The sequence below is a fragment of the Vulcanococcus limneticus LL genome (assembly GCF_943369875.1).
Lineage (GTDB): Bacteria > Cyanobacteriota > Cyanobacteriia > PCC-6307 > Cyanobiaceae > Vulcanococcus > Vulcanococcus limneticus_A.
Map to the genome: position 1 here is coordinate 1 of NZ_CALROT020000015.1, position 25,227 is coordinate 25,227.

The 25,227-nt window shown below is 69.6% G+C and carries 28 protein-coding genes; 17 read left to right on the forward strand and 11 right to left on the reverse strand.

Annotated features, from left to right (window positions below; genetic code table 11):
* Positions 1 to 319 precede the first annotated feature (319 nt).
* The 6 genes from ACLV7J_RS13825 to ACLV7J_RS13850 all read right to left on the reverse strand — a co-directional run bounded on the left by ACLV7J_RS13825 (position 320) and on the right by ACLV7J_RS13850 (position 6,087).
* The gene (locus ACLV7J_RS13825) at positions 320 to 673 is read right to left on the reverse strand and encodes a nitrate reductase associated protein (RefSeq protein WP_411869654.1); all 354 of its coding nucleotides are present in this window, start codon (positions 671 to 673) and stop codon (positions 320 to 322) included.
* A 5-nt stretch (positions 674 to 678) separates the two neighbouring features.
* Positions 679 to 2,037 carry a SufS family cysteine desulfurase gene (locus ACLV7J_RS13830; protein WP_411869655.1) on the reverse strand — a complete coding sequence of 453 codons (1,359 nt, stop codon included), beginning with the start codon at positions 2,035 to 2,037 and terminating at the stop codon, positions 679 to 681.
* Positions 2,034 to 3,320 (reverse strand): SufB/SufD family protein, encoded by a 1,287-nt coding sequence (locus ACLV7J_RS13835; protein WP_411869656.1) that lies wholly within the window; start codon positions 3,318 to 3,320, stop codon positions 2,034 to 2,036. The genes ACLV7J_RS13830 and ACLV7J_RS13835 overlap by 4 nt, the downstream gene beginning before the upstream one ends.
* Complete coding sequence (sufC, locus tag ACLV7J_RS13840; RefSeq protein WP_411869708.1) at positions 3,320 to 4,138, reverse strand: Fe-S cluster assembly ATPase SufC; 819 nt, start codon at positions 4,136 to 4,138, stop codon at positions 3,320 to 3,322. Before sufC ends, ACLV7J_RS13835 begins: the two co-directional genes overlap by 1 nt.
* Positions 4,139 to 4,246: 108 nt before the next feature.
* The gene (sufB, locus tag ACLV7J_RS13845) at positions 4,247 to 5,689 is read right to left on the reverse strand and encodes a Fe-S cluster assembly protein SufB (RefSeq protein WP_411869657.1); all 1,443 of its coding nucleotides are present in this window, start codon (positions 5,687 to 5,689) and stop codon (positions 4,247 to 4,249) included.
* Between the two features lie 23 nt (positions 5,690 to 5,712).
* On the reverse strand, positions 5,713 to 6,087 hold the full coding sequence (locus ACLV7J_RS13850; protein ID WP_411869658.1) for a ferredoxin-thioredoxin reductase catalytic domain-containing protein: 375 nt from the start codon (positions 6,085 to 6,087) through the stop codon (positions 5,713 to 5,715).
* Positions 6,088 to 6,280: 193 nt separating this feature from the next.
* Here ACLV7J_RS13850 and sufR point away from each other — a divergent pair, with 193 nt between their 5' ends.
* Complete coding sequence (gene sufR, locus ACLV7J_RS13855) at positions 6,281 to 6,931, forward strand: iron-sulfur cluster biosynthesis transcriptional regulator SufR (RefSeq protein ID WP_411869659.1); 651 nt, start codon at positions 6,281 to 6,283, stop codon at positions 6,929 to 6,931.
* Entirely contained in the window at positions 6,925 to 7,320 is a 396-nt protein-coding gene (locus tag ACLV7J_RS13860) for a hypothetical protein (RefSeq protein ID WP_411869660.1), read from the forward strand. The genes sufR and ACLV7J_RS13860 overlap by 7 nt, the downstream gene beginning before the upstream one ends.
* On the opposite strand, the gene ACLV7J_RS13865 is transcribed toward ACLV7J_RS13860, so the two are convergent.
* On the reverse strand, positions 7,289 to 8,170 hold the full coding sequence (locus ACLV7J_RS13865; RefSeq protein ID WP_411869661.1) for an EamA family transporter: 882 nt from the start codon (positions 8,168 to 8,170) through the stop codon (positions 7,289 to 7,291). The genes ACLV7J_RS13860 and ACLV7J_RS13865 overlap by 32 nt on opposite strands.
* 124 nt (positions 8,171 to 8,294) lie before the next feature.
* Here ACLV7J_RS13865 and ACLV7J_RS13870 point away from each other — a divergent pair, with 124 nt between their 5' ends.
* The 6 genes from ACLV7J_RS13870 (at position 8,295) to ACLV7J_RS13895 (ending at position 13,351) form a co-directional block, all read left to right on the forward strand.
* Entirely contained in the window at positions 8,295 to 8,921 is a 627-nt protein-coding gene (locus ACLV7J_RS13870; RefSeq protein ID WP_411869662.1) for a phycobiliprotein lyase, read from the forward strand.
* Positions 8,922 to 9,061: 140 nt separating this feature from the next.
* Entirely contained in the window at positions 9,062 to 9,823 is a 762-nt protein-coding gene (locus tag ACLV7J_RS13875; RefSeq protein ID WP_411869663.1) for a phycobilisome rod-core linker polypeptide, read from the forward strand.
* A 181-nt stretch (positions 9,824 to 10,004) separates the two neighbouring features.
* On the forward strand, positions 10,005 to 11,147 hold the full coding sequence (locus ACLV7J_RS13880; RefSeq protein ID WP_411869664.1) for a DUF4912 domain-containing protein: 1,143 nt from the start codon (positions 10,005 to 10,007) through the stop codon (positions 11,145 to 11,147).
* Between the two features lie 29 nt (positions 11,148 to 11,176).
* Positions 11,177 to 11,371, forward strand: a complete 195-nt coding sequence (locus ACLV7J_RS13885; RefSeq protein ID WP_411869665.1) for a hypothetical protein — start codon at positions 11,177 to 11,179, stop codon at positions 11,369 to 11,371.
* 79 nt (positions 11,372 to 11,450) lie between these two features.
* Positions 11,451 to 12,878 carry a phospholipase D-like domain-containing protein gene (locus tag ACLV7J_RS13890; protein WP_411869666.1) on the forward strand — a complete coding sequence of 476 codons (1,428 nt, stop codon included), beginning with the start codon at positions 11,451 to 11,453 and terminating at the stop codon, positions 12,876 to 12,878.
* A gap of 29 nt (positions 12,879 to 12,907) precedes the next feature.
* On the forward strand, positions 12,908 to 13,351 hold the full coding sequence (locus ACLV7J_RS13895) for a hypothetical protein (protein ID WP_411869667.1): 444 nt from the start codon (positions 12,908 to 12,910) through the stop codon (positions 13,349 to 13,351).
* A gap of 38 nt (positions 13,352 to 13,389) precedes the next feature.
* Here ACLV7J_RS13895 and ACLV7J_RS13900 read toward each other — a convergent pair whose 3' ends face one another.
* Positions 13,390 to 13,824: a hypothetical protein gene (locus ACLV7J_RS13900; RefSeq protein ID WP_411869668.1), complete on the reverse strand. Its 435-nt coding sequence runs from the start codon at positions 13,822 to 13,824 to the stop codon at positions 13,390 to 13,392.
* 127 nt (positions 13,825 to 13,951) lie between these two features.
* Between ACLV7J_RS13900 and ACLV7J_RS13905 the strand changes: the two genes are divergently transcribed.
* Both ACLV7J_RS13905 and ACLV7J_RS13910 read left to right on the forward strand, forming a co-directional pair.
* Positions 13,952 to 15,592: an alpha-D-glucose phosphate-specific phosphoglucomutase gene (locus tag ACLV7J_RS13905; RefSeq protein ID WP_411869669.1), complete on the forward strand. Its 1,641-nt coding sequence runs from the start codon at positions 13,952 to 13,954 to the stop codon at positions 15,590 to 15,592.
* 39 nt (positions 15,593 to 15,631) lie between these two features.
* Positions 15,632 to 16,327, forward strand: coding sequence for a Coq4 family protein (locus ACLV7J_RS13910; RefSeq protein WP_411869670.1), 696 nt, complete (start codon positions 15,632 to 15,634; stop codon positions 16,325 to 16,327).
* On the opposite strand, the gene ACLV7J_RS13915 is transcribed toward ACLV7J_RS13910, so the two are convergent.
* On the reverse strand, positions 16,302 to 17,633 hold the full coding sequence (locus ACLV7J_RS13915; RefSeq protein WP_411869671.1) for a cation:proton antiporter: 1,332 nt from the start codon (positions 17,631 to 17,633) through the stop codon (positions 16,302 to 16,304). The genes ACLV7J_RS13910 and ACLV7J_RS13915 overlap by 26 nt on opposite strands.
* A gap of 119 nt (positions 17,634 to 17,752) precedes the next feature.
* Here ACLV7J_RS13915 and ACLV7J_RS13920 point away from each other — a divergent pair, with 119 nt between their 5' ends.
* From ACLV7J_RS13920 to ACLV7J_RS13935, 4 genes are all read left to right on the forward strand, one after another.
* A complete protein-coding gene (locus tag ACLV7J_RS13920; RefSeq protein ID WP_411869672.1) occupies positions 17,753 to 18,004 on the forward strand; it encodes a hypothetical protein in 252 nt (83 codons plus the stop codon).
* Positions 18,004 to 18,444 (forward strand): TA system VapC family ribonuclease toxin, encoded by a 441-nt coding sequence (locus tag ACLV7J_RS13925; RefSeq protein WP_411869673.1) that lies wholly within the window; start codon positions 18,004 to 18,006, stop codon positions 18,442 to 18,444. Before ACLV7J_RS13920 ends, ACLV7J_RS13925 begins: the two co-directional genes overlap by 1 nt.
* A 135-nt stretch (positions 18,445 to 18,579) precedes the next feature.
* Positions 18,580 to 19,365, forward strand: coding sequence for a hypothetical protein (locus ACLV7J_RS13930; protein ID WP_411869674.1), 786 nt, complete (start codon positions 18,580 to 18,582; stop codon positions 19,363 to 19,365).
* A 27-nt stretch (positions 19,366 to 19,392) separates the two neighbouring features.
* Positions 19,393 to 19,818, forward strand: coding sequence for a hypothetical protein (locus tag ACLV7J_RS13935; protein ID WP_411869675.1), 426 nt, complete (start codon positions 19,393 to 19,395; stop codon positions 19,816 to 19,818).
* 4 nt (positions 19,819 to 19,822) lie between these two features.
* Here ACLV7J_RS13935 and ACLV7J_RS13940 read toward each other — a convergent pair whose 3' ends face one another.
* Both ACLV7J_RS13940 and ACLV7J_RS13945 read right to left on the reverse strand, forming a co-directional pair.
* On the reverse strand, positions 19,823 to 21,067 hold the full coding sequence (locus tag ACLV7J_RS13940) for an MFS transporter (protein ID WP_411869676.1): 1,245 nt from the start codon (positions 21,065 to 21,067) through the stop codon (positions 19,823 to 19,825).
* The gene (locus ACLV7J_RS13945) at positions 21,064 to 21,498 is read right to left on the reverse strand and encodes a GlcG/HbpS family heme-binding protein (RefSeq protein ID WP_197211790.1); all 435 of its coding nucleotides are present in this window, start codon (positions 21,496 to 21,498) and stop codon (positions 21,064 to 21,066) included. The genes ACLV7J_RS13940 and ACLV7J_RS13945 overlap by 4 nt, the downstream gene beginning before the upstream one ends.
* Positions 21,499 to 21,670: 172 nt before the next feature.
* Between ACLV7J_RS13945 and ACLV7J_RS13950 the strand changes: the two genes are divergently transcribed.
* The 3 genes from ACLV7J_RS13950 (at position 21,671) to ACLV7J_RS13960 (ending at position 24,800) form a co-directional block, all read left to right on the forward strand.
* Positions 21,671 to 22,594 (forward strand): AEC family transporter, encoded by a 924-nt coding sequence (locus ACLV7J_RS13950; RefSeq protein WP_411869677.1) that lies wholly within the window; start codon positions 21,671 to 21,673, stop codon positions 22,592 to 22,594.
* A gap of 168 nt (positions 22,595 to 22,762) precedes the next feature.
* On the forward strand, positions 22,763 to 23,452 hold the full coding sequence (locus ACLV7J_RS13955; RefSeq protein ID WP_411869678.1) for a hypothetical protein: 690 nt from the start codon (positions 22,763 to 22,765) through the stop codon (positions 23,450 to 23,452).
* Positions 23,453 to 23,660: 208 nt separating this feature from the next.
* Positions 23,661 to 24,800 carry an IS5 family transposase gene (locus ACLV7J_RS13960; RefSeq protein ID WP_411869679.1) on the forward strand — a complete coding sequence of 380 codons (1,140 nt, stop codon included), beginning with the start codon at positions 23,661 to 23,663 and terminating at the stop codon, positions 24,798 to 24,800.
* Positions 24,801 to 25,227 lie beyond the last annotated feature (427 nt).

Consider the following 25,227-nt stretch of genomic DNA (forward strand, 5'->3'; position numbering starts at 1 on the left):
CGCAGCGGAGACTGATCCCGTTCTCGGCTGCCAGCTCGGCGAGGCTGCGGCCGTGCTCCAGGTGCTGGGTCACAAGCCGGAGCCGGCCTCGCTGTGTCAGGCGGGCATTGGGGTGGCTATGCATGGAGGCGTGAGGTCGGGGTTGGTGGGTCGCACCTCAACCCGTAGCGGCCTCACACCCCCTTGTCAGCTGAACAACCTGCTGAGACAGAACATCTAGGCCCGCAGACCGAACTCGGCCAGGGCCCGCGGCAGGTTGCAGTGTTCGTATCCGGGTTGGCCGAGCTTCACCCGGGGGAAGGGCTCCAAGTCATCGAGCTTAAGCACGCACCACCAAGCCCAGCTGCCGGCACGAGGCGGCCACCAGCTCCGGCAGACCATCGCCCTGCTGCCAGGGTTCGGCCACACGGGCCGCCGTAGCTCCTTGGCCCGGCGCCCCGGCCGCCAGCGCCTCAGTGTGCGCCAGCAGGTAGGTTCGCAGGGCCTCAATGGGCACGGGATCATCCGGCCAGGCCATCAGCTCGGTCCGTTCGCCAGCGCTGAACTCGACCCAGTTAACGCCGGCCAGATCCAGCTGGCGTCGCACCGCCAGCAGAAGCAGCTCAGAATCGGACGTGAAGCCGGCCTCGAAGGCGAAGCAGGAGCTGGCGTGCGAACGATCCTGCGGGAGCACCGCCCTCAGCTGTGCTCCCGCAGGAAGCCGATCGTGCCCTGCAGCTCCTCGGCGAAGCGGTCGATCTCCTCGAAGCTGGTGGTGAAGCTGAGGCTGGCGCGGGCGCTGGCACTCAGGCCGTAGTGGCGGTGCAGGGGCTGGGTGCAGTGGTGGCCGCTGCGGATGCAGATGCCGGCCGCATCCAGCAGCTCGGCCATGTCGTTGGCGTGCAGGCCCTCCACCGTGAAGGCGGCCAGGGCACCGCGGTCGGGCTGCTGCTCCGGGGTGGGGCCGAGGATCCGCAGGCCATCGATCGCCTGCAGGCGCGCGAACAGGTGACGCGTCAGCCGCTGCTCCCAGGCGTGGATCCGCTCCAGGCCGATGGCGTTGAGGTAATCAAGGGCCGCGCCCATGCCGATCGCCTCGCCGATGGCCGGCGTGCCCGCCTCGAACTTGTGGGGCAGCCCCGCCCAGCTGCTGTGGTCCAGATACACGTCCTGAATCATCTCGCCGCCGCCGAGGAAGGGCGGCATCGCCTCCAGCAGCGCCTCGCGCCCCCAGAGGAAGCCCATGCCGGTGGGCCCGCAGAGCTTGTGGGAGCTGCCCACCAGGAAGTCGGCCCCCAGCTGTGCCACGTTCACCGGCAGATGGGGCAGGCTCTGGCAGGCATCCACCAGCAGCAGGGCACCGGCGGCGTGGGCCAGGGGCGCAATCGCAGCGATCGGATTGAGGCAGCCCAGGGTGTTGCTCACCTGTACCAGGCTCACCAGCCGGGTGCGCTCGGTGATCTTGCTGCGCAGGTCGTCGAGATCCAGCTCACCGCTCTCGGTGAGACCCGCATGGCGCAGCACGCAGCCGGTGCGGGCCGCCAGCAGCTGCCAGGGCACCAGGTTGCTGTGGTGCTCCATCACCGTGAGCAGCACCTCATCGCCGGGCAGCAGGTTGGCCTCACCCCAGGTGCGGGCCACCAGGTTGATTGCCTCGCTGGCGTTGCGGGTGAACACGATCTCGTTGGGCGAGGCCGCCCCCACGAAGGCCGCCGTCTTGGCGCGGGCCCCCTCGAAGCCCTCGGTGGCCCGGGCGCTCAGCTGGTGGGCGCCACGGTGCACGTTGGCGTTGTCGTGGTCGTAGTAGTGCTGCAGGGCCGCGAGCACCTGGCGCGGCTTCTGGCTGGTGGCGGCGTGGTCGAGATAGATCAGCCGCTGACCCAGGCAGGCGGTCTGGGCCAGCAGGGGGAAGTCGGGCCGGGTCAGGGCGGCCAGATCCTCGGTGGGATCAAGGCCGGGATTCGCCACGGGGGCCACGGCAGCCAGGTCAACCTCGTGGGTCGCCAGGCGCACGGCCGTGGCCGCTTCAAATCCGGCGGCGGGCACCGTGCTGGTCATGGCCTGTCCTCCCCGCTGCCGGCAGCGCTCAGCATGGCCTGGAAGGAGCCCCAGCTGCGGGCGGCGGCGGGTAGTTCGCGCAACACCTCCTCGCAGAAGGCCCGCTGCAGCAGGTCGGAGGCCTGACTGGCCGCCAGCCCCCGGCTCTGCAAATAGAAGAGCTCGTCGGTCTGCAGGCAGCTCACGGTGGCGCCGTGGGCGCACTTCACGTCGTCGGCCACGATCTCCAGCTCGGGTTTGGTGTCGATCCGGGCCCGGTCGGAGAGCAGCAGGCTGCGGCTGAGCTGGGCGGCGTTGGTGCGCTGGGCAGGGCGCGGCACCCGCACGGCGCCGTTGAACACGCTGCGGCCGGCACCATCGGCCACCGCCTTATGGAGCTGGTCCAGCTCGCCCTCGGGGCCGGAGAAGAGCACATGGCTGTGGGTATCGGCGATCTGGCGGCCATCCACCAGCTGCAGGCCCCGCAGGGTGGTGCGGGCGCCGCCATCCACCTGGCGCACGCGCGGCTCGAGCCGGGCCAGCCCCCAGCCGGCCGTTGCCGACACGAGGGTGACGGCGCTCTCGGGCTCCTGCTCCAGGGCCAGGTGGGCCAGCAGACCCGCCTGAGGCTGGCCCAGGGCCACGAGGCCGTGGTGCAGCCTCGCGCTGCGGGCCAGATGCGCCTCCAGCACCAGCGAGGTAAGGCCAGCTCCCTGGGCCTGCACCAGCTGGGAGAGGTCCAGCTCGGCCTTCTCCTCCAGGATCAGCAGCAGCCGCAGCGGCAGCAGTCCGGCGCCCGCAACGCTCACCAGCTCCAGCGTCACGCTGTGGCGACTGGCGACCCGCAGGGCCAGCACCTGCTCGCTGGTGGCATGGTTCAGCTCCACCGGCCAGTGCTGTTCGCAGCCGGTGGCGGCCAGGGTGTGGCCCAGGGCCTGGGCCAGCTCCGCCGGGTTCAGCGCCGAGAGGCCCAGGGGCAGGGTGACCCCCGCCAGGGGGTCGCTGCGGCCATCCAGCAGCAGGCGAACCACGCCCGGAGCGGCGGGGGGCAGATCACCCGCCGCCTGGGCCGCCGCGCCGGGCGCCGCCGGCTCCAGGCCCGTGAGCAGGGAGAGATCGGTGAAGCGCCAGTCCTCCTGACGCGAGGAGGGTACGGGCAGCGCCGCCAGGGCCGCCCGGCCCCGCTCCTGCACCGCCGCCAGGGGTCCTGCCGCCGCCGGCAGGCGCTCCAGCAGCTGCCGGGTCCAGCCCTCCAGGCCGCCGCCGTTGGCGGCGGGCACCTGGGCCGTGGCGCTGGCCACCATCAGGCCACCTCCGCGGGCAGGCGATCGGCCTCGGCACCGTCCAGGGCCGCCAGTTCCGCATCCACCCAGTCGTAGCCGCGCTGCTCCAGCTCCAGGGCCAGCTCCTTGCCGCCGGTGCGCAGGATCCGGCCCGCCGCCATCACATGCACGTAATCCGGGGTGATCGCATCCAGCAGGCGCTGGTAATGGGTGATCAGCAGGGTGGCGGTGTCGGGGGTGGCCAGGTGGTTCACGCCGCCGGCCACGATGCGCAGGGCGTCGATGTCGAGGCCTGAGTCGGTCTCGTCGAGGATGGCCACCAGCGGTTCCAGCAGGGCCATCTGCAGGATCTCGTTGCGCTTCTTCTCGCCGCCGCTGAAGCCCTCGTTCACCGAGCGCTCCAGGAAGGCCGGATCCATCTGCACCACCTGCAGGCGCTCGCGCACCAGGTCCTCAAACTCGAAGGTGTCGAGTTCGGCCTCGCCGCGGTGCAGGCGGCGGGCGTTGGTGGACACCCGCAGGAATTCCAGATTGCTCACCCCCGGGATCTCCACCGGGTACTGGAAGCCGAGGAACACACCGGCGCGGGCGCGGGTCTCGGGGTCCAGCTCCAGCAGGTTCTCGCCGCGGTAGGTCACGCTTCCACCGGTGACGGTGTAGGCGGGGTGGCCCGCCAGCACCTTGGAGAGGGTGCTCTTACCGCTGCCGTTGCGGCCCATCACCGCGTGGATCTCGCCGGCGCGGATCGTGAGGTTCACGCCCTTGAGGATCGCCTTGGCCTCAACCCGGGCATGCAGATCCCGGATCTCAAGCAGAACGGGGGCATCGGGACGAATCACGGGCAGATCGGGAAATGGAGAGGACGAGAACAGAGCGGAATCGGTGGGCACGGACCGGCGCGGGGGCCCAGATCAGTGCACCTGGAGGCGTCGGCCTGGGGGGCGGGATCAGCCCACCGAGCCCTCCAGCTTCAGGGCCAACAGCTTGTCGGCCTCGGCCGCGAATTCCATCGGCAGCTGGTTGAACACATCGCGGCAGAAGCCGCTCACCATCATCGACACCGCCTCTTCGAAGCCGATGCCGCGGCTCTGCAGGTAGAAGAGCTGATCCTCCGAGATCCGGCAGGTGCTGGCCTCGTGCTCCACCGCCGCCTGGGGCTGCTGGGAGCGGATGTAGGGATAGGTGTTGGCGGCCGCCTGGTCGCCGATCAGCATCGAATCGCACTGGCTGTAGTTCTTGGCCCCCACCGCCTTGGGGCCGATCTGCACCAGACCCCGGTAGCTGTTGGCGGAATGGCCGGCGCTGATGCCCTTGCTCACGATCGTGGAGCGGGTGCGGGGCCCCACATGGATCATCTTGGTGCCGGTGTCGGCCTGCTGGCGGTTGTTGGTGAGCGCCACGGAGTAGAACTCGCCCACCGAATCGGCCCCCTGCAGCACGCAGCTGGGGTATTTCCAGGTGATGGCTGAGCCCGTTTCCACCTGGGTCCAGCTGATCTTGCTGCGGGCGCCGCGGCACTGGCCGCGCTTGGTCACGAAGTTGTAGATGCCACCCACGCCATTCTCATCACCGGCGTACCAGTTCTGCACGGTGGAATACTTGATGGAGGCGTCATCCAGCACCACCAGCTCCACCACGGCAGCATGCAGCTGGTTGGTGTCGAACATCGGGGCGGTGCAGCCCTCCAAGTAGCTCACCGAGGCGCCCTCCTCGGCCACGATCAGGGTGCGCTCAAACTGGCCCGTGTCGCCGGAGTTGATGCGGAAGTAGGTGGAGAGCTCCATCGGACAGTCCACTCCCTTGGGAATGAACACGAAGGAGCCGTCGCTGAACACGGCGGAGTTCAGGGCCGCGAAGTAGTTGTCGTTGCTGGGCACCACCGTGCCGAGATAGCGCTCGATCAGCTCCGGGTGTTCCTTCACCGCCTCGCTGATCGAGCAGAAGATCACGCCGTGCTCGGCCAGCTTCTCCTTGTAGGTCGTGGCGATCGACACGCTGTCGAACACGGCATCCACGGCCACGTTGGAGAGGCGCTTCTGCTCACTCAGCGGGATGCCGAGCTTGTCGAAGGTCTCCAGCAGCTTGGGATCCACCTCGTCGAGGCTGGCCTTCTTGACCTGCTGCTTGGGCGCCGCGTAATAGATGATCTCCTGGTAGTCGATCGGCGGATAGCCCAGGGCGGCCCAGTCGGGCTCGGCCATGGTCAACCAGTGCCGGTAGGCCCGCAGCCGGAAGTCGAGCAGAAAGGCCGGCTCGTCCTTCTTGCTGGAGATCAGCCGCACCACATCCTCGCTGAGGCCCTTGGCGATCTTCTCGGTTTCGATATCGGTGACAAAGCCATACTTGTATGGCTGGCTCACCAGATCACCAACGGCCTGCGGGCTGCTCATGGAAGGTGCGGGATAGAGCCGGGTCAGCCGGCGGTCAGGGCTTTGATCTCGTCGAGGCCGATGGTCTGCTTCTCGCCCCGGAACGGGTTGTCCTCCGTGAGGAACAGCATGCAATGGCACTCCTTGCGCTCGCGCATCGGCACGCAGGGGCAGTTCCAGAACGCCTGGGCCACCTCGGCCTGCTTGTCCTCGTAGTGACGGCAGGGGCAGAGGGCACCGCCCAGATCGTCCTTGTGGCGGGCCAGACCCTCCAGCACCACCGCGGTCACACCGGGATCACTGCAGAAATAGGTGCCGGTGCGCTGGGCGTAGGTCTCGGCGAACTTGCGGATCACCTCAAGGCTGTCGGAAGCCTGCGCTGTCGCCGGGGCCGCCGGAGTGCTGGGAGCGTCGGACATGGGGTCGGGAGAACGGGGCGAACCGGGTGCGGCCAGGCCCAGGCCATCACGGGAATTACGAAACGATGGCGTTTCGTATCCAGGAGCCTAGGGCAGGCAGGCCGGCGACTGGGTGGGGACCCGCCATTGTGGCGCCTGCCGGTCCCACAGCTGCCCTTCGGACGTGGCAGGGTGTAGCAGATCGGTCGCTGCCATGAGCGCCTCTACCCAGGCCCCCACCCGCGAAGCCGCCCTAACCCTGTTGCTGCAACAGGGTGAACGGACAGCGGGCCAGCTGGCTGAGGAGCTCGGCGTGTCGGTGCAGGTGATGCGCCGCCACCTGCGCGGCCTGGAGGAGGAGGGCCTGGTGGAGGCCAGCCCGGCGCCGGAGGGCCCCGGTCGACCCAGCAACCGCTGGCACCTCACCCCCGCCGGCCGCGGCCACTTCCCCGACGGCAGCGAACACTTCGCCCTGGGCCTGCTCAGCTCGATGGCCGCCAGCCTGCCGCCGGACATGGTGCGGGGGTTGCTGCGCCAGCAGGCCGCCGACAAGGCCACCGACTACCGCCAGCAGATCGGCAGCGGGCCCCTGCCCCAGCGGCTCGAGCGCCTGGTGGAACTGCGCCGGCGCGAGGGCTACGTGGCCGAATTCCGCCGCGAGGGCGAGGGACCCGCCTGGCTGATGAGCGAATTCCACTGTTCCGTGATGCGCATCGCCGAACAGTTCCCCTGCGTGTGCGACCAGGAACTGCAGCTGATACGCCACACCTTCCCCGACTGCCAGGTGGAGCGGATCCACTGGCTGCTGGAGGGGAGCCACGCCTGCGGCTTCCGACTGCAGCCCCAAAGCCCCGAGCCGTGCTGAGCCTTCAGGACCTGCAGGAGCTGGAGAGCAGCCTGCTGCCGGCCCTGGAGCGCCACCACCTGCGCCTGCTGGCCCACAGCCTGCGCTGCCTGCAGCAGGCGGCCCCGTCATCGGCCGACGCCCCTGGGGCGGACCTCCCAGCGGCCGAGGCCCTGGGCCGCTGGGCCGCCGGCCAGCCCGCCCTCCAGGCCGATCCCGGCTTCACCCCGGTGCTGCTGGAGCAGCTGGGCAAGGCCGCCGTGCAGCTGGAGGCGATCGCCCAGGAGCAGCAGCGCCCGCCCCTGCAGCTCACGATCGCCGACCTGGTGACCTGGGGCCGCCGCCAGGCCGATGCCCGCCTCGCCGCCGACCCGGACCTCAGCCCGAACCCAGCCCCACCACACAGCTGACGCCCACCAGGGCCAGCAGGGCAGCGGCCACCCCGGTCGGGCCCGGCCGGTCCCCGTCCAGGCCCGCCAGCGGCAGGGCCATCACCGGGGCCGTGGCCATCAGCGCCACCGCCAGACCGCCCGGGAGCCGCTGCAGGGCGGCCTGCTGCAGGGCAATGCCCAGGCTGGTGCCCAGCAGGGTGGCCGCCAGCGCCAGGGGCCAGCGACGGCCGGCGGGCCGCGGCCCCTGGCCCAGGGGCGGCAGAGCGCGCAGCAGGGGCAGCAGCACCAGGGCAGCGGCCGCCAGCCGCAGCGTGGCCGACTGCAGCGGATCCAAGGCGCTGGCCCGCAGGGCGGCCCGGGCCAGCAGGGCGCCGCCACTGCCGCAGACCAGGGCGGCGCGGGCCAGGGCGATGCCGCGCCGCTGGCTGGCAGCCGAACCGGGTACCGCCAGCCCGTCGCTGGGCCGCTGCCGGGCCACCAGCAGCACCGCCAGGCTGATCAGCCCCAGGCCCAGCCACTGGCCGGCCGTGGGCCACTCCGCCAGGAGCAGGGCACCGGCCACCGCCGCCAGGCCGGGGCCGCCGGCATCGAGCGTGAGGGTGCGGCGGGTGCCCAGGCGCCGCAGGGCGGCGAAATAGAAGCTGTCACCGGCGGCGATCCCGAGCACGCCGCTGAGCAGCAGCAGCGCCAGCGGGCCGGCCGGCGCCGACCAGGGCCGCAGCGCCACCAGCGGCAGCAGCAACGCCAGGGCCAGCAGGTTCTTGTAGAGGTTGAGCCGGGCGGGCGAGAGCGAAGTCGGCAGGCCGCGCCAGAGGCTGCTGGCCACGGTCCAGCAGAGGGCGGCGGCCAGCGCCGCCAGGGCTCCCATCAACACAGCGGGCGCCGCAGGGCCGGCTCAACGCGGGGGCGCAACACAGGGGCTCGACACGGTGGGCTCGACCGGGCAGGGGGAGGCGCTGGCTTGCGATCATCGCTGCAGACGACGCTGGCCCGTGACCACCCCGATCGCCGACGCCCTCAGCTTCTTCCAGCTGAGCTGCGGCCGCTGGCGCTCCCAGCGCAGCAGCCACCACCTGCTGCACCGCCGCGCCGAGGCCGGCGGCTCGCTGATCGTGGTGGAGGAGCTGGAGCTCGGCGATGCCCGGCTGCGGGCGATCGCCGAACTGCACGGCCAGGATCCGGCGGGGCTGGTGGGGGGCTGCCGGGTGCGCTGGAGCGGCTCGATGGCCTGGGACAAGGCCGGTGAGGCCCACGAGGGCGAGAGCCTGTTCGGCCTGATCCCCACCGATGAGCGGGGCCGCGCCGGGCTGCTGCTGCGCGACCGGGGCTATGCCGAGACCGCACCGGTGGCCGGCCACTTCGCCATGGACGCGCGCGACCACCTGCTGCTCACCACCGACTACGAGACGATGAGCTCGCTCGAGCGGTTCAGCTTCGCCGGGCCGGACGTGCGGCTGCGCACCAGCACGGTGGAGGGGCTCTCCAACACCGCCTCCTTCTGCGTCGAGACCCGCTGCCATGCCGACGACGACGCGGCAGCACCGGCGGAGGCCGGCGGCGCGAACGCAGCGGAGGCGGGCGGTGGGGCCGAGCCGGCCCTCTCGCTGCTGGGCTGGTGAGCGGGCGCCTGCGGGCTGGCGGGCGATCGGCAATCGGCGCGGCGGTAGGCAACGTTACGGACTGTGAGCCCTGACCAGGCCCCGGCGGGCCGCCCTGATCCGCACTTCTACGATCAGCCACGACGGATGCCGAAGTTCGAGTGGCCCTTCCTCTTCTGAAGTACGCGCCCACGACGCAGAACTCCCGCGTGGCGGCCCTGCGGGTGGGTTCGGATGAGGATCCGAAAGCCGTATCCATGGACAAGGCCATGGATCGGGAAGACCAGAACTTCGTGATCGAGGCGGCCTACCGCCAGCTGTTCTTCCACGCCTTCAAGGTCGACCGCGATCGCACCCTGGAGTCCCAGCTGCGTGACGGCCAGATCACCGTGCGGGACTTCATCCGCTCGCTGGCCCTCTCGGACACCTTCACCCGCAGCTTCTACAACCTCAACAGCAACTACCGGGTGGCCCGCCACCTGGTGGAGAAGCTGCTGGGCCGTCCCACCTACGGCAAGTCCGAGGAGATCGCCTGGTCCGCCGTGATCATGACCCGCGGCATCCGCGGCGCCGTGGACGACATCCTTAACAGCCAGGAGTACCTGGACAACTTCGGCTACGACACCGTGCCCTACCACCGCAACCGCGTGGTGGGCAGCCGTGATCTGGGTGAGACCCCCTTCAACATCACCACCCCCCGCTACGAGGCCTACTACCGCGGCATCCTGGGCTTCCCCCAGATCGTGTACACCGGCACGGCCCGCACCCTGCCCGAGCGCGCCTCCCAGCGCCGCGGCGGCTTCCCGCAGGACTACCTGCCCTGGGTGCGCACCCTGCCGGCCCTCCGCACCCGTGGCGGCTCCTCCGGCAACACCGGCATCGATTACCTGGCGAAGGTGCCCTACCGCAGCCTGGGGCGCTGATCCCAGCCCCCGGGCGCTTCGGCATCCCCCATCCAAGGCACTCCAAAGCGACGGTCACCCCGTCGCTTTTTTTGTGCCCAGCGCCCCGGCAGGGGTCAGCGGATGCTGACGGCGTGTCCCGCTCGCGGAGGATTGCGGAGAGAGTTGGCCACACTGATCCCAAACACAATCCGGAGGCGCTGTGAGTCAGACCCTTTCCTCGCTTGCTCGGATGACTCTGCGCCAACTGCGCCAGATCGCCAGCGACCTGGGGGTAAGCCTCTACAGCCGCAAATCCAAGGAGGAGCTGCTGAGCGCCATCAGCAGTCGCCAGGTCGGCACGGAGGCCGCCGCGGAGACCGGCAGCGTCGGATTCATGGACGCAGGCTCCGGCCTGGCGGCATCGGCGACGGCCACCAACCTGGCCGTGCTGGAGGCCGAGCTGCCCCCGCCCCACCGTCCGGACTCGGAGACGCGGGTGGTGTTCCTGCCCCGTGATCCCCAGTGGGCCTACGTGTTCTGGGAGATCTGCGAAGCCGACCGCCAGCAGGCCCAGCGAGCCGGCGCCAGCCAGCTCTGCCTGCGGGTGGCGGATGTGACCGGCCTGAGCAACGGCGGCGCCCACCCCCACACCCTGCAGGAGGTGCCCGTCGACAGCCATGCCACCGAGTGGTACCTGCCCGTGCCCCTGAGCGACCGCGACTACCGGGTGGAGCTGGGCTACCGCAAGTCCGGTGGCGGCTGGATCGCCCTGGCCAGCTCGGCCGTGGCCCGGGTGCCGGCCCTGCACCCCAGCGAGCAGATCCTCGATCAGTTCGTGCCCTTCTCCCTGGAGACGCCCCCCGCCACCTTCCCCTCGGTGGCCTCCCCCAGCGCCAGCAGTGACAGCAACCTGCACGAGCGCCTGTATCAGACGGCCACCACCGGCTGGCGCCGCCTGGGCCGGGGCTCCGAGGCCTTCCACGAACTGGAGGACAGCGACAGCAGCGGGCTCGGGCTCAACGCCTCCGGCGTGGGCCTGTGGGCCAGCGGCCGCAATGAGTCCGGCGCCGGCGGCGTGGCCCCGCGCCAGCGGTCCTTCTGGCTGGTGGCGGACGCCGAACTGATCGTCTACGGCGCCACCGACCCCTCGGCCCGGCTCACCATCGGCGATGAGGAGGTGCCCCTCTCCAGCGACGGCACCTTCCGGGTGCAGGTGCCCTTCCGCGACGGCCAGCAGGTCTATGCGATCCAGGCCGTGGCCGCGGATGGCGAGCAGAAGCGCCACATCACCCTGGAGTTCGAGCGGCGCACCCCCGAGGACAACAGCAACCCCAGCGACCAGGCCGTGGCCGAGTGGTTCTGACCTCCCCTGAGCCGACCCCGCAGGACGCCGTGGCCCCGCGCCTGAGCCTGGTCCGCAAGCTGGTGGCCTTCACGCCCCTGGCCGGCACCCTGGCGGTGCCCGTGGTGGTGCCGCTGCTGATGGTGCGGGTGGGCATCGGCGCCGGCGTGGCGGCGGCGGTGCTGCTCAGCAGCCTCTGGTTCGTGGCCATGCTGCGCACCTCCGAAATGCCGCAGCACGACTGAGGTTCGGGCAGGCGCTCCGCCTGCCTGGGGCCCCAGGTCCACGGGCGCGGGAACCCTGAGGCTCCCCGCCTGGTCGCCCATGGCCCTGATCCGACCTGCACCGCACCGTCCGTTGCGGCTGCTGTCCTCCCTGCTGCTGCTGCCTGGCCTGGCCGGCTGCAGCGCCACCGGCCGACTGAGCGGAGCCAGCCCCGACCCCCTGCCCCTGCCGCCGGGGATCACGGTGGCGTTCAACCACCGGGCCGAGGCCCGCTACCGCAGCCCGATCAGCGGCCAGTGGCGCAGCGGCGACGACCTGGAAGCCCTGCTGCTGGAGGCGATCCGCTCGGCCCGGCGGGAGCTGCTGGTGGCGGTGCAGGAGCTGTCGCTGCCGGCGGTGGCGGAGGCCCTGGTGGAGCGGCAGCGGGCCGGCGTGACCGTGCGGGTGGTGCTGGAGAACACCTACAGCCAGCCCTGGAGCGAGCAGCACGACGCCGAGCTCAGCCCACACCTGCGCCAGCGCAAGCAGCAGCTGATGGCCCTGGCGGACCGCAACCGCGACGGCGTGCTCAGTGGCGACGAGCGCCAGCGCAGCGATGCAGTGGCGATCCTGAAGCGCGCCGGCGTGCCCCTGCTGGATGACACCGCCGACGGCAGCGCCGGCAGCGGCCTGATGCACTCCAAGTTCCTGGTGGTGGACCGGCGCCTGGTGGTGAGCGGCTCGGCCAACTTCACCCCCTCCTGCATCCACGGCGATCCGGACGACGACCGCACCCGCGGCAACGTGAACCACCTGCTGCAGATCGAGAGCGCACCCCTGGCAGCCGCATTTGCGGGCGAATTCCGGCGGATGTGGGGGGACGGTCCGGGCGGCCGGGCCGACAGCCGCTTCGGGCTGGCCAAGCAGGCGGGCGGGGTGCAGGAGCTGTGGGTCGGCCCCACGCGCCTCCGGCTGCTGTTCGCCCCCCATCGCCGCAGCGATCCCAACCAGGGCCTGACCCTGCTGGCCTCGGTGCTGGCTGAGGCCCGTCGCCGGGTGGACCTGGCCCTGTTCGTGTTCTCGGCCCAGGAGCTCACCACCAGCCTGGTGCAGCTGCAGCAGCGGGGCGTGGCCCTGCGGGTGCTGGCCGATCCTGGATTCGCCAGCCGGTCCTTCTCCGAAGTGCTCGATCTGCTGGGGGCGGCCCTGCCCGATCGCGACTGCGGCCTGGAGGCCGGCAACCGCCCCCTGGCCCGGCCCCTGGAGGGCGTGGGCACACCCCGCCTGGCCCGGGGCGACAAGCTGCACCACAAGCTGGCCGTGATCGACGGCCGCACCGTGGTGTCGGGCTCCTTCAACTGGAGCCCCAGTGCGGCCCACCAGAACGACGAGACCCTGCTGGTGATCGACTCACCCCTGCTGGCGGCCCACTTCAGCCACGAGATGGACCGCCTCTGGCGGGAGGCGGAACTGGGCCTCAACCCGCGGCTGCAGCGGCGGCTGGAGCGCGGCCGCCGGCTCTGCGGCAGCGGGCGGATGCGGCGATGATGGCGCCAACGCCCGTCTCCGCGCCCGCCATGCCCCCAGTCCACCGGATCCGGCTGCCAGGCCCCCGCTGGCTCCTGGCGAGCGCCCTGGGACTGCTGGCCGCGGCGGCCGGTCCAGCCGCGGTCCGGGCCCAGGCGGGATGGGTGCCCTTCCCCAGCCAGGCCAGCCTGCGGGAGGTGCAGCTGGCGGCCCTGGCCTGCGCCCGGGAGAACACCGCAGAGGCCTGCGCCCGCTCCCGCAGCCTGGCCGATCCGCTGCTGGATCACCCGCGCCTGCCGGCCAGCTGCAAGGACCTGCTCTGGAATCTGAGCGCGCGCTCCACCCCGGCTGCCAGCAACAGCTTCAGCCGCCGCGAGGCGCTGGTGGCACCGGCCCAGAGCCTGCTGGCGGTCTGCCGCACCCGTGAAAAAGCTCCGGAGCCAGCCCCCAGCGCCGCTCCTGGCGGCGCTGGATCCGGCAGCCCGACCCGTTAGGCCGGCGGCGGCGGCTCAGCGGGGCCGAGCCCCAGCCCTCAGGGCCTGGCCTTGGCGGGATCCATCAGGGCCAGCAGCTGCTGGGCCGTGCTGTCCATGAAGGCGATGCTCCAGCCGGTGGTGGCGGCGGCCCGATCCGCCAGCTGGCAGAGGGAATTGCGCTCGCCGGCGGCCTCGCAGCTGGCCGAAAGGCCCAGCAGCGCGTTGGTGAGCTTGCCCCGCAGGCAGCTTTCCGCCCCGTCGCGATCGAGGACCGCCTGGGCCGCCAGCTTGGTGGTGGCCACCGCCTCGGGATAGGGCTTGCTCCGGGCCCCACCCATCACGGCAGCCGCGGCCCGGGGCAGGGTGAGGGCGCCCAGACCCGAGATCAGCACCAGGGCCGCCCCGGCCAGGGCGCGGCGGGAGGCGCAAGAGGGGGAGCGATGCAGCGGCAGAACGCGGCGGGACAGCGACACGGGGGCGGCCTCAGGCATGGCCGCAAGCTAGCCGCCAGGGCCGATGCCGACACGGGCGATCCCGGCAGCCCGCGGTGCCGGGGCGAAGAGTGCAGCCGGCACGAGAAAACAGCGGAGTTAGCTTGGGGCCCCCCGGCCCTCCCCGATGACCAGCAGCGTGCTGCGCGTGACGCTCGATCAGCCCTTCGCCGATCAGAAACCAGGGACCTCGGGCCTGCGCAAGAGCAGTCGCCAGTTCGAGACGCCCCACTACCTGGAGAGCTTCATCGAAGCGATCCTGCGCACCGTGCCCGGGGTCGCGGGCGGCACGCTGGTGGTGGGTGGCGATGGCCGCTACGGCAACCGCCGCGCCATCGACGTGATCAGCCGCATGGCGGCCGCCCATGGCGTGGCCCGGCTGATCACCACCACCGGCGGCATCCTCTCCACCCCGGCGGCCTCGAACCTGATCCGCAAGCACGGGGCGGTGGCCGGCATCATCCTCTCGGCCAGCCACAACCCGGGCGGGCCCGAGGGCGATTTCGGGGTCAAGGTGAACGGGGCCAACGGCGGCCCGGCGCCGGAGTCGCTCACGGACGCCATCTACGCCTGCAGCCAGAGCCTCGACGGCTACCGGATCGTGGAGGCCCCGGCCGTCTCCCTGGAGGCTCCGGGCCAGCACGCCATCGCGGCGCTCACGGTGGAGGTGATCGACGGGGTGGACGACTACCTGGCGCTGATGCAGCAGCTGTTCGACTTCGATCAGATCGGCGATCTGCTGCGCAACAACTACCCGATCGCCTTCGATGCCATGCACGCGGTGACCGGGCCCTATGCCAAGCGGCTGCTGGAGGGGCTGCTGGGCGCGCCGAAGGGCACGGTGCGCAACGCCGTCCCCCTGGAGGATTTCGGCAGCGGCCACCCCGACCCCAACCTCACCTACGCCCATGAGCTGGCGGAGCTGCTGCTCCAGGGCGACGACTACCGCTTCGGGGCCGCCTGTGACGGCGACGGCGACCGCAACATGATCCTGGGGCGGCGCTGCTTCGTGAATCCCAGCGACAGCCTGGCCGTGCTCACCGCCAACGCCACCCTGGCCCCGGCCTACGCCGATGGCCTGGCCGGCGTGGCCCGCTCGATGCCCACCAGCGCCGCCGTGGACGTGGTGGCCCAGCAGCTGGGGATCGCCTGCTACGAAACGCCCACGGGCTGGAAGTTCTTCGGCAACCTGCTGGACGCCGGCCGCATCACCCTCTGCGGCGAGGAGAGCTTCGGCACCGGCAGCAACCACATCCGCGAGAAGGATGGCCTCTGGGCGGTGCTGTTCTGGCTGCAGCTGCTGGCCCGCAAGCGCACCTCGGTGGCGGCGATCATGGCGGACCACTGGAGCCGTTTCGGCCGCCACTACTACTCCCGCCACGACTACGAGGCCATCGCCAGCGACCGGGCCCATGGCCTCTACGACCGTCTCAAGGGGATGCTGCCCTCCCTGGCGGGTGAACGCTTCGCCGGCCGCGCCATCGCCACCGCCGACGACTTCAGCTACACCGATCCGGTCGATGGATCGCTGACCACGGGCCAGGGGCTGCGCCTGCTGCTCGACGACGGCAGCCGCGTCGTGTTCCGCCTCTCGGGCACCGGCACCCAGGGCGCGACCCTGCGGGTCTACCTGGAGAGCTATGTGCCGCCCGAGGGGCATCTCCAGCAGGATCCGCAGCTGGCCCTGGCCGACCTGATCAGCGCCGCCGATGCCCTGGCCGAGATCCGCGTGCGCACCGGTATGGAGACGCCCACCGTGATCACCTGATCCGCCCGTGCGGTTGGGCCGCGAACCATCTCCCGTGCCATGCGTTCCTCCCTGCGCCGCCAGCTGCTGCATCTCGCCACCGATCTCTCGGCCCTGGCGGCGAAGCCGGACGACCTGGGCCACGGCTTCGATCTGCTCACCCGCAGCTATGCCACGCCAGTGGCCGATGCCGCCCGCGCCGCCCTGCGCAGCGACCCGGCAATCGCGCCGCTGATCCACGAGCGCTACTGGGGGCCCTGGCCCAGCCCGGCCGAGCTGCTGGCACTGCCGCAGGAGAGCCTCGGCCACGCCTACGCCAGCTGGTTCGCCGATGCGGGCGGCCAGCCCCTGCCGGATCCGGTGCTCCAGGCCGGCAGCGATGGCGACGACACCTGGCTGCACCAGCGCGTGCGCCACACCCACGACCTCTGGCATGTGGTGTGCGGCTGCCCGCCCACTGCGGCTGGAGAAGCGGCGATGAATGCCGTGAACGTGATGCAGCTGCGCTGGCCCGGCAGCGCCATGCTGCTGGGGGCCGATCTGCTGCACCGCTGCCTGGACGGTCCGCCTGCCGGCGAGGTGGACGCAGGGCAGGCGGCGGCCTATGGCCTGGAGCTGGGCCGGGTCTGCGCACCGCTGCTGGCCCAGCGCTGGGAGGAGGGCTGGGATCGGTCTCTGACCGACTGGCGGGAGCAGCTGGGCATCACGGCCCTGGTGGCGCGTTCGCCGTTCAGGCCGGAGCAGTCTCGGGCTTGAAAGGCAGCAGTCGGCGCATCAGCAGCGGCTGCAGCACCAGATCGGCCAGCACCACCACGAACAGCAACGCCAGCAGCTGCGCCCCCAGAGGTTCCGCCAGCGCCGGGGCGACGCCGCGCAGATGCGGCAGTTCCTCGGTCATCGACACCGCTAACGCCAGGGGCACCGCCGCCCGCAGCCCACAACCGGCAACGACCAGGCGGTCGGGCCAGGGGAACCGACCGGACGGCAGCAGCACCGAAACCGCCAGCAGCCGCGCCAGCGCCAGCACGATCGCCAGCGCAAGCCCCAGCGGCAGCACTGTGATCAGAACCGCGGGCTTCACCAGCAGGCCGAGCAACAGCAGCACCGTGATTTCGGCGGCCGTGTTCAGCGGATGCATCACCCGGCCCAGGGCCTGCTGCTCAAAGCGTCCGATCCGGTAGCGGCCATTGGAGAGCATCACCCCGGCCACGAACACCGCCAGCAGCCCACCACCACCCAGGAGCTGACCGAAGCCGAAGGCCACGAACGCCAGCGCCACCGCCACCAGCAACAGCATCGACTCCGAGCGCACCAGGGCATCGATCAGGCGCGGCGCCACGACGCCCACGACCACCCCGGCCAGCAGGCCGGCGATCACATGAAGGCCAACAGCCCCCAGCTGGTCGATCAGGCGACCGGCCAACTGCCCATGGAGGGCCTGATGGTCGCCATGGGGTACGGCCTGCAGCACACCGGCCACCAGCCCGAAACCCAGCAAGGTGACCAGCGTGCTCACCGCCACCTCGAACTGCAGCAGATGGCTGAGGGGTCCGCGGACAGAATGGCGCAGCGCCACCAGCAGATCCTCGATGGCGCCGCTATCGGTGGCCCCGAGGCACCACACCGCCAGCACCGCGGCAGCCGGGGGCAAGCCACCCGCCAGCAGAGGGGCAAGCAGCAGAAGGGCCACAGCCGTGATCGCCACGGTGATCACCACACCGCCACAGCCCAGCCGCAGGCCCGCCGCGTTCATGCCGCGGATGCGGCGCAGGTCGGTCATGAGACCGGCGTAGAAGATCAGCAGGGCCAGGCTCACCCGGTGCAGGGTTTCCACCTGGAGCGGGCCGAGGGGCTGGGCCTGGGACAACCACTCGGTGGGAATCACCAGGCCGAGCAGCAGCACGGCGGCCGCCCCCGGCAAGCGCCAGTGGGCCGCGAGGCGATCCACGGCTAGGGCCGCGAGATAGATCAACCCCAGGCCAAGAAAGAAACCGCGCGGCAGCAGCGTTCCCTCCAGATGGGGGTGGGGCAGGGGCAGGGCGATCAGCAGTGGTCTCAGCACCGGGCCTGCGGCAGCAGCGGCTTGATCCTCGCTCCAGGGCAGGACTGGCCGGGCCGCGCCCTGCGCCCCCGGCGCCAGGATGCAGTGATGCGCTAATGCAGTGATGTAAACTGGGCGCTATGCGCACCACGCTCGACATCGAAGACGACGTGTTGGCCGCCGCCCGGGAACTGGCACGCCGCCAGGGCACCACGGCGGGCCAGATGGTGTCGCGCCTGTTGCGGGCTGCGCTCAGCGGCGCAGCAGCCACGGGCCAGGCTCCGGCCGGAGCATCGCCAGGCGTGGCTGGTTTTCGCCCCTTCCAGGCCCGGGGCGGAGCGGTGGTAACCAACGAGCAGATCGATCAGCTGCGGGATGAGGCTGGCCTGTGATGGGCCGGGCCCTGCTGGACATCAACGTGCTGATCGCCCTGCTGGATCAGGGCCATCTGCTCCATCGGCCCGCCACCCGCTGGCTGGAGGGGCAACTCGCGCACGGTTGGGCCACCTGCCCGATCACCGAGAACGGCGTGGTGCGGATCATGGCGCAACCGGCTTACCCCAATGCGCAACCGGCCGCCCTGGTGGCCGCACGCTTGGCAGAAGCCTGCAGCCATGCCAGCCATACGTTCTGGCCGGAGCCGATCAGCTTGCTGCAGGAGGGGTTGATCCGCTGGGACCGGCTGCTGGGCCCACGCCAGATCACCGATGCCTACCTACTGGCCCTCGCCGCCAGCCAGGGCGGCTGCTTCGCCAGCTTCGATCAGCGCATCACTCCTGAAGTGGTGCCCAGTGCCAAGGCCCACCATCTCTGCCTGATTCCGTGCAGCTGAGTAGACCCTCGACAACGGATGTCCAGTGGCCCCAGCCTGGCCATCATGGGTGCTGTTGCGGTTGAGGGGATGGACCTGGCCACGCAGACCTGCATCCCCTGCCGCGGCTGAGGCCTGATCCATCAGCCCCAAACAATGCTCTACTTCTTTCCAAAATTTGGCCTTGGGCCAGTCATCCTTGCGCTGATCATCAGCGCAGCCCTTGGGCTTGCCGCCTACCTGATTGTTTTCAAGACCAGACTGTTCGACCACCTGATCAACAAGCCTTTGGTGGCGCCTTACGTGGGTGTCCCCAATACCGTGCTGGCCTTGCTGCTGGCCTTCATGGCCTCGTCTGTATGGCAGAACACATCGACAGCGACCGCCGCACTGCAAAACGAAGCGACAGCCCTCAGCAGGCTTGGGATCATCGTGGCGACATCCCCCGCACTCGCGAGCGAGCTGAAGGGCGACCTGTCGTCGTACATCCAGCTGGTTGAGCAGGGCGAATGGGGCAAGGAGTACAACATGAGGCGCGCTCCAGAGATCGATCAAACCCTTTCCAACCTCTACAGGCACGCCTGGACGATCGACGCTGGCGCCTGCACCGTGCGGGAGCCCGGATCCCTGTGCACCACCAAAGCCATGGCGGCGGAGATCCTCAACGAAATCAAGCAGCTCGAAGCAGCCCGGGAGCAACGCCTCTCGATCGGAAGCCAATCGAATCTGGGCTTTGCGAGAAAGTGGGCCTTCATCTATCTGCTGACGCTGGTTTCCAACGTCACGCTTGGCGCCGTGCATCGTGCCAATCGCTACACGGCGATCACAGCCATCGTGCTCTGGTGCCTGTGCAAAGCCCTGGTCTTCTCCATGATCAAGCTGCATATCCACCCGTACAAAGGATTCAACCCACTCACGCCTGATTTCACGAGCCTGAGCTGATCCTTCCGACCCATTCACCGCCAACCCATGTCCGCCCTGCTACTGCAGTCCTGCCGGATCGCCCGGCTCCCCCTCATCCTGCTGACCCTGGCCGCCGGCAGCGCCGCATCGGCCACCCCGCTGCCCTGCAGCAACGCCACCCTCAAGGGCACGTATCTCTACAACGAGAGCGGCGTGCTCAACGGCAAGCCCTACGCCGAGAGCGGCCGCGAGGTGTACGACGGCCAGGGCGGCATCGTGCTGAGCTACCAGGGCTCCGATGGCTCCGGTGGGGTCGAGATGGCCACCTACAGCGTCAGCGCCGACTGCATCGGTACGGCCACCTACCCCGACGGCCAGAAGGCCACCAGTTTCATCAGCCCGGACGGTAGCCGCTTCGTGTACACGATCACGGCTGCACCAGGTGGCCAGCCCACCGCGCTCTCCGGATCGGAGGTGCGGGTGGCGCCGTGATCCTTCAGGCCTGGCGATCAGGCACCAGATGTCTCTCCAGCTGCCGGTACGCCAGCAGGGTGGGCACCGCCCAGATCAGGCAATACAACGCTGGCCCCTGCGTCAGACCCAGGCTCGCCTCCAGCCAGGTGGCGATCAGCGGCAGCGTGCCTCCCAGCAGGGCCACCACCAGGCTGTAGGACAAGGAGAAGGCGCTGCAGCGCTGGGCGGCAGGGAACAGACCGGGCAGCAGCGAGGGGTAAACACCCAGATACAGCATCAGCGGCACCAACACGATCACCTGGCCCACGCCAAAGGCCAGCGGGGTGCCAGCAGCGATCAGCAGCATTCCAGGCAACACAGAGACCGCCAAAACAAGATTCAGGCGCCGTGCCAGGGCCACAGGTGCAGTGCGATCGGCCAGATGGCCGCCCAACAGAATCAGACCCACGCCGATCGCCTGGTTGAGGGTGGTGATGGCGTTGAAACGGGCGGCCAACGCTGGCAGCCGTGCCGACACCTCCTGCACCGCAAACACCGTGGCGGCGTAGAAGCTCACCGAGGAGAGCGCCACCGCCGCCATCAGCCGAAACATCGCCGGCAGCTGGGAGCGCAGCTCAGCCAGGTGAGCGCCCAGGCTCATGGCGGGCGCGTCGGGCCGCGTCTCCTCCAGATGGCTCCGCAGGCTCAGGGCCCAGATCCCCAAGGCGGCACCCAGCACGAAAGGGATTCGCCAGCCCCAGTGCTGCACGGCCGGCGGGGCGAGCCAGAGGTGGATCAGGGCCGCCGCCAGCGATCCCCCCACGAAGCCCAGCACCGCACCGGCGCTGGCCAAGCTGGCGGTGAGGCCGCGCCGCTGCACGGGTGCCGTTTCCACCAGAGCCACCACCGATCCGGTGAACTCACCTCCCACTGAAAGCCCCTGCAGCAGGCGCAGCAGCACCAGCAACACGGCGGAGGCATGCCCCCACTGGCTGGTGGGTGGCAGCAAGGCAATCCCCAGGCTGCAGGCGGCCATCACCGCCACGCTCACCAGCAGCAACGCGCGCCGGCCCACCACATCCCCGATCGGCCCCAGCACCAGCCCACCGATCGGCCGCATCAGATAGCCCACGGCAAACACCGCGAAGGCACTGAGCAGCTGCAGCGACGGCACATCCGCCGGGAAGAAGGCCTCACCGATCTCCCTGGCGAAGTAGCCATAGATGGCGAAGTCAAACCACTCCACCGTGTTGCCGATCGCACCAGCGACGGCGCTGCGCGGGATCATCCGGGAGCCCGTCCATCCAGGGCCGCCAGCAGGGCGTCGATGCCCGCCCGGGCCACGATCAGATCCTGCTCGGCGGTGCCGGAGCCGACGCCGATGGCGCCAATCACCCGGCCCTCCACCAGGATCGGCAGTCCGCCGCGGAGATTGGTGAAGCGGCCCTGGGTAGCCGCAGCCAGTCCCGCCGCCAGAGGCTCCGGCAGCTCACCGCTGGGCGCGGCCGATGAAGCAGCCGTCGCGGCCTTCTGAGTGGCGGAGTACTGGCTCAGCACCTTGGCGCCATCCATGCGCAGGAAGGCCAGAAGATGGCCGCCCCGATCAACAACGGCGATGCACTGGGGCGTGCCGATCTCCCGGGCCTTGGCCGCCGCCGCCTGAAGGGCAACCATGGCCCCCTCAGCGCTGAGTTCAGGCCTGTGCTGCAGGTACGTCATCGACTCAAGCGGGGATCCAGGCCAAGGCGACGCTGTTTGTGGCGAGAGGCCGACACTAGAGCGATTGGCGCCCACAGGCGACGCAGAAGCACCTGGCGGATCAGGGTTCCAGTCGTCGATGATGGTGATCCATACGTCATGCGGAGAGGATGGCTCTGCGGACCCGCCACAGATGACGCCAGTCCTGTTGGCCCTCGGCCTGATCGCCCTGATCGGCAGCCTGCTCCGCTACGTGGTTGCCGATCTCGATGTGGAGGCCGCACGCCGCAACATCGGCGTGCTCGTGCTGAATGTGTTCCTGCCGGCCCTGGTGTTCCGGGTGATCTGCAGTGTTCCAACCGGACCGGAGATGCTGCAGATCCCGCTGGTGATGGCCATTGGTGTGGGCTGCTGCCTGGCGCTGGCGCTGCTGATCTTCCGCCCCCTGGCCCTGCGTTCCGAAGAAAAGGGAGCCCTGATCCTCGCCAGCGCCTTCGGGAACGTGACCTATCTGGGGCTGCCGGTGCTGCAGGGTGTGTTCCCTGCGCTGGCCTTGCAGGTGGCGAAGGTGGCGATCCTCAGCGAGGTGACCACCACACCCCTCAATCTCAGCGTCGGCGTGGCCCTGGGCGAAAGCTTCAGCGGCAACGTGAGCAGCGGGGTGCTGCGTCAGGCCATCCGCGCCGTGATCACGATGCCGGCGCTCTGGGCCATCGTGCTGGCTCTGGCCTGGACCGGAAGCGGCATCCCGATCCCGGGGTTCCTGATGGAAGCCACGCGGATCCTCGGCAACACGGTGACCGGACTCATGATGCTGTCGCTGGGCATGGGGCTGCGCTACCGCCGCATCCACCAACCACTGCCGCTGCTGCTGGCCAGCACCATCAAACTCCTTGTATCACCTCTGGTGATCCTGGCAGCGGCGCGCTGGATCGGCCTACAGGATCCCTACCTGCAGGCCGTGGTGTTGGAAGGAGGCATGCCCACACAGCTCCTCACCTTCGTGATCGCCGATCGGGTGGGTCTGGATGTGGAGTGCTTGGCCCTGTGCATCCTGCTCAACACAGCCGCGTCCTTTGTGACGATCCCGCTGCTCCATGGCTGGCTGTTCAGCTGAAGGCCACCGGCAGGGGCAGCAATCCGGCCAGACCCGGCTGACACAGCACATCCACCTTGCTAAGCAGGCGGCAGATCCTCGCTGGAGCTGTGCATGGGGTCGATCGCTACCCAAGTTCTCCAGCTGGGGGCGTCGGCCCTACTGGCAACCTTCAGCCTGCAACCCTTCTTGGTTGCTCCGGCTCTGGCGGCAGAGCCGTCGATCCAGCGCAGCCTCGCTGACGAACAGCAGCAGCAGCGCCAGCGCTTCACAGGCGTCTGGGCCCTGAGCGACAACGCCAACAACCTCTTCAACGTGCGCCTCAGTGCCGATGGCCTGGCCGTGAGCACCAGTGGCGTGGATGGGGTGCCCCTGGGTGGGAGTCAGCATCTCCGTTCGAACCAGCTCTATGAGCAGGGGCGCTGGCAGCCCTGGGGGAATGGCGTGCGCATCGACTACAGCGACGGCTGGAGCGATGCGATCCTCACCGGTCCTGCGGGGCCACAGCAGTGGTCCTGGGCGCCGGGGGCGAGCCGTCTGGGGCGGCCGAGCAACCACGGCAAGGCCGTTCAGCTGCGTGGAGCGATGGCTGCAGCGGTGGGGGTGTACCGCATCCAGCCGGCCCAGGCGGATCGTCCGGTCACCAGCGTGAGCCTGATGTCGAACGGCCTGGCCTTCAACGCCATCGATGCCCAGGCCGGAGGCACCTGGCGCCTGGAGAACGGCGAGGTGGAGATCATGTGGAGCTCCGGCTGGCTCACCCGCTTTGCGCCCAATGAGCAGGGCCCTCTGCAGGTGCGGATCTGGGAACCGGGCACACGGCCTCCTGCAGCGCCCACAGCGGTGCGGCCAGGGAAGCGCCTTGAGCCGACGCCCTGAGGAATGCAGAGGCCAGGCTGGTGAGTAGCCCCCTCACCTGCAGGTGCGACCACGTCGGTGTGGGGCAGCGATCGTGGTCTGCTGTGTTGGCCCAGGCTTCGTATCCGAGCACATTGGAAGGCTTCCAGGGTTGTCCTGATGGAGCGCTCTAGGAGTTTGCTGAAAAACCCGTCCGCCTCTGCGAAAATGGGACAACTGCCCACCTGAGATGCGAGGTCACAGGGAGCGCAGCGGCTCCCTGTTCTCCTACGTGTCGATCGAGGAGCGGATCCCGGCCAGCCATCCACTGCGGCGGATCCGCAAGCTGGCGGATCATGCCCTCGATCGGCTCAATCCCACCTTCTGTGCGCTCTACGCGACAGAAGGCAGGCCATCAGTTCCGCCCGAGCAACTGCTGCTGGCCTCGCTGCTGCAGGCGTTCTATGGGATCCGATCGGAGCGGCTTTTGTTGGAGCAGCTCCACTACAACCTGCTGTTCCGCTGGTTTGTCGGCCTGGGTCCCGACGATCCGATCTGGCACCCCACCACATTCACCAAGAACCGCGAGCGTCTGCTCAACGAGCAGGTGATGGGGAAGTTCCTGGAGAAGCTGATGGCCGCTCCGGAGGTCAAGCCGCTGCTCAGCGACGAGCATTTCTCCGTGGATGGCACCCGGCTGCAGGCCTGGGCGTCCCATGCCTCATTGGAGCGAATCGACGGGCAGGACGATCCACCGACGCCGCCATCAGGCCCTGGCGAGGGTTTTGGTCAGCCGAAAGAAGGGAAGAAGCGGGCGAAAGGGGATTTCCGCTGCATCAAGCTCAGCAACAAGACCCATCGATCCGGCACGGATCCCGACGCGCTGCTCTGCCGGAAATCCAAGGCCCATCCGGCATTGCCCAGCTACCGGGGCCACGTGCTCATGGACAACCGCCATGCCCTGATTGTGGATTGCCAGGTGACACAAGCGACGGGCACCGGAGAGCGGGATGCTGCCAAAGCGATGGCGGCGGCCATCCCCGGTGCCCACCAGAAAACCCTTGGAGCCGACAAGAACTACGACACCAAGGGCTTTGTTGCTGAGATGCGCCGCATTGCCGTGACGCCGCACGTGGCGCAGTACACAGCTCGCCCTGGTGGCTCCGCCATCGATGGCCGCACCACCCGTCACCAGGGCTACGCCAGGTCGATCAATGCCCACCGCGGCATCGAGAAGGTATTTGGCTGGATCAAACAGTGGGGCGGTCTGCGCCAGTTCAAGCTGCGCGGCACAGACAAGGTGAGTGCGGTGTTTGGCTTGCACGTAATCGCCTACAACCTGATCCGGCTGGGCAACCTGCTCTGCCCTGCGGCGTTGGCGGCGGTATGAATAGCGGCTTGCCCAGAGGTGTGGCCAGGAGGCCGCGATCAGGGAGGCCAAATAGGGCAGGACGCCTGTAATCGGACGTTCTGAGCCGCTGATTTGCTGAAAGCCACCAGAACGGAGCGCGTGATCAGCTCTACCGGCGTAGAAAATCAGCAGCGCCAGGCTCACCCGGTGCAGCGTGTCCACCTGCAGCGGGCCGAGGGGCTGGGCCTGGGTCAACCACCCGGTGGAAATCAGCAGGCCTAACAGCAGCACCGCGGCCGCCCCCGGCAAGCGCCAGTGGGCCGCGAGGCGATCCACAGCCAGGGCTGCCAGGTAGATCAGCCCAAGGCCGAGAAAGAAACCGCGTGGCAGCAGCGTGCCCTGCAGATGGGCATGGGGCAGGGGCAAGGCGATCAGCAATGAGCTCAGCACCTGGGTCTGCGGCGGC

Bases quoted from the DNA above. Each gene is read 5' to 3' on its own strand.
- ACLV7J_RS13830 (WP_411869655.1), bottom strand. From the start codon at position 2,037: ATGACCAGCACGGTGCCCGCCGCCGGATTTGAAGCGGCCACGGCCGTG.
- ACLV7J_RS13835 (WP_411869656.1), bottom strand. From the start codon at position 3,320: ATGGTGGCCAGCGCCACGGCCCAGGTGCCCGCCGCCAACGGCGGCGGC.
- sufB (WP_411869657.1), bottom strand. From the start codon at position 5,689: ATGAGCAGCCCGCAGGCCGTTGGTGATCTGGTGAGCCAGCCATACAAG.
- ACLV7J_RS13850 (WP_411869658.1), bottom strand. From the start codon at position 6,087: ATGTCCGACGCTCCCAGCACTCCGGCGGCCCCGGCGACAGCGCAGGCT.
- sufR (WP_411869659.1), top strand. From the start codon at position 6,281: ATGAGCGCCTCTACCCAGGCCCCCACCCGCGAAGCCGCCCTAACCCTG.
- ACLV7J_RS13865 (WP_411869661.1), bottom strand. From the start codon at position 8,170: ATGGGAGCCCTGGCGGCGCTGGCCGCCGCCCTCTGCTGGACCGTGGCC.
- ACLV7J_RS13890 (WP_411869666.1), top strand. From the start codon at position 11,451: ATGGCCCTGATCCGACCTGCACCGCACCGTCCGTTGCGGCTGCTGTCC.
- ACLV7J_RS13895 (WP_411869667.1), top strand. From the start codon at position 12,908: ATGCCCCCAGTCCACCGGATCCGGCTGCCAGGCCCCCGCTGGCTCCTG.
- ACLV7J_RS13900 (WP_411869668.1), bottom strand. From the start codon at position 13,824: ATGCCTGAGGCCGCCCCCGTGTCGCTGTCCCGCCGCGTTCTGCCGCTG.
- ACLV7J_RS13905 (WP_411869669.1), top strand. From the start codon at position 13,952: ATGACCAGCAGCGTGCTGCGCGTGACGCTCGATCAGCCCTTCGCCGAT.
- ACLV7J_RS13910 (WP_411869670.1), top strand. From the start codon at position 15,632: ATGCGTTCCTCCCTGCGCCGCCAGCTGCTGCATCTCGCCACCGATCTC.
- ACLV7J_RS13920 (WP_411869672.1), top strand. From the start codon at position 17,753: ATGCGCACCACGCTCGACATCGAAGACGACGTGTTGGCCGCCGCCCGG.
- ACLV7J_RS13925 (WP_411869673.1), top strand. From the start codon at position 18,004: ATGGGCCGGGCCCTGCTGGACATCAACGTGCTGATCGCCCTGCTGGAT.
- ACLV7J_RS13930 (WP_411869674.1), top strand. From the start codon at position 18,580: ATGCTCTACTTCTTTCCAAAATTTGGCCTTGGGCCAGTCATCCTTGCG.
- ACLV7J_RS13935 (WP_411869675.1), top strand. From the start codon at position 19,393: ATGTCCGCCCTGCTACTGCAGTCCTGCCGGATCGCCCGGCTCCCCCTC.
- ACLV7J_RS13940 (WP_411869676.1), bottom strand. From the start codon at position 21,067: ATGATCCCGCGCAGCGCCGTCGCTGGTGCGATCGGCAACACGGTGGAG.
- ACLV7J_RS13945 (WP_197211790.1), bottom strand. From the start codon at position 21,498: ATGACGTACCTGCAGCACAGGCCTGAACTCAGCGCTGAGGGGGCCATG.
- ACLV7J_RS13950 (WP_411869677.1), top strand. From the start codon at position 21,671: ATGACGCCAGTCCTGTTGGCCCTCGGCCTGATCGCCCTGATCGGCAGC.
- ACLV7J_RS13960 (WP_411869679.1), top strand. From the start codon at position 23,661: ATGCGAGGTCACAGGGAGCGCAGCGGCTCCCTGTTCTCCTACGTGTCG.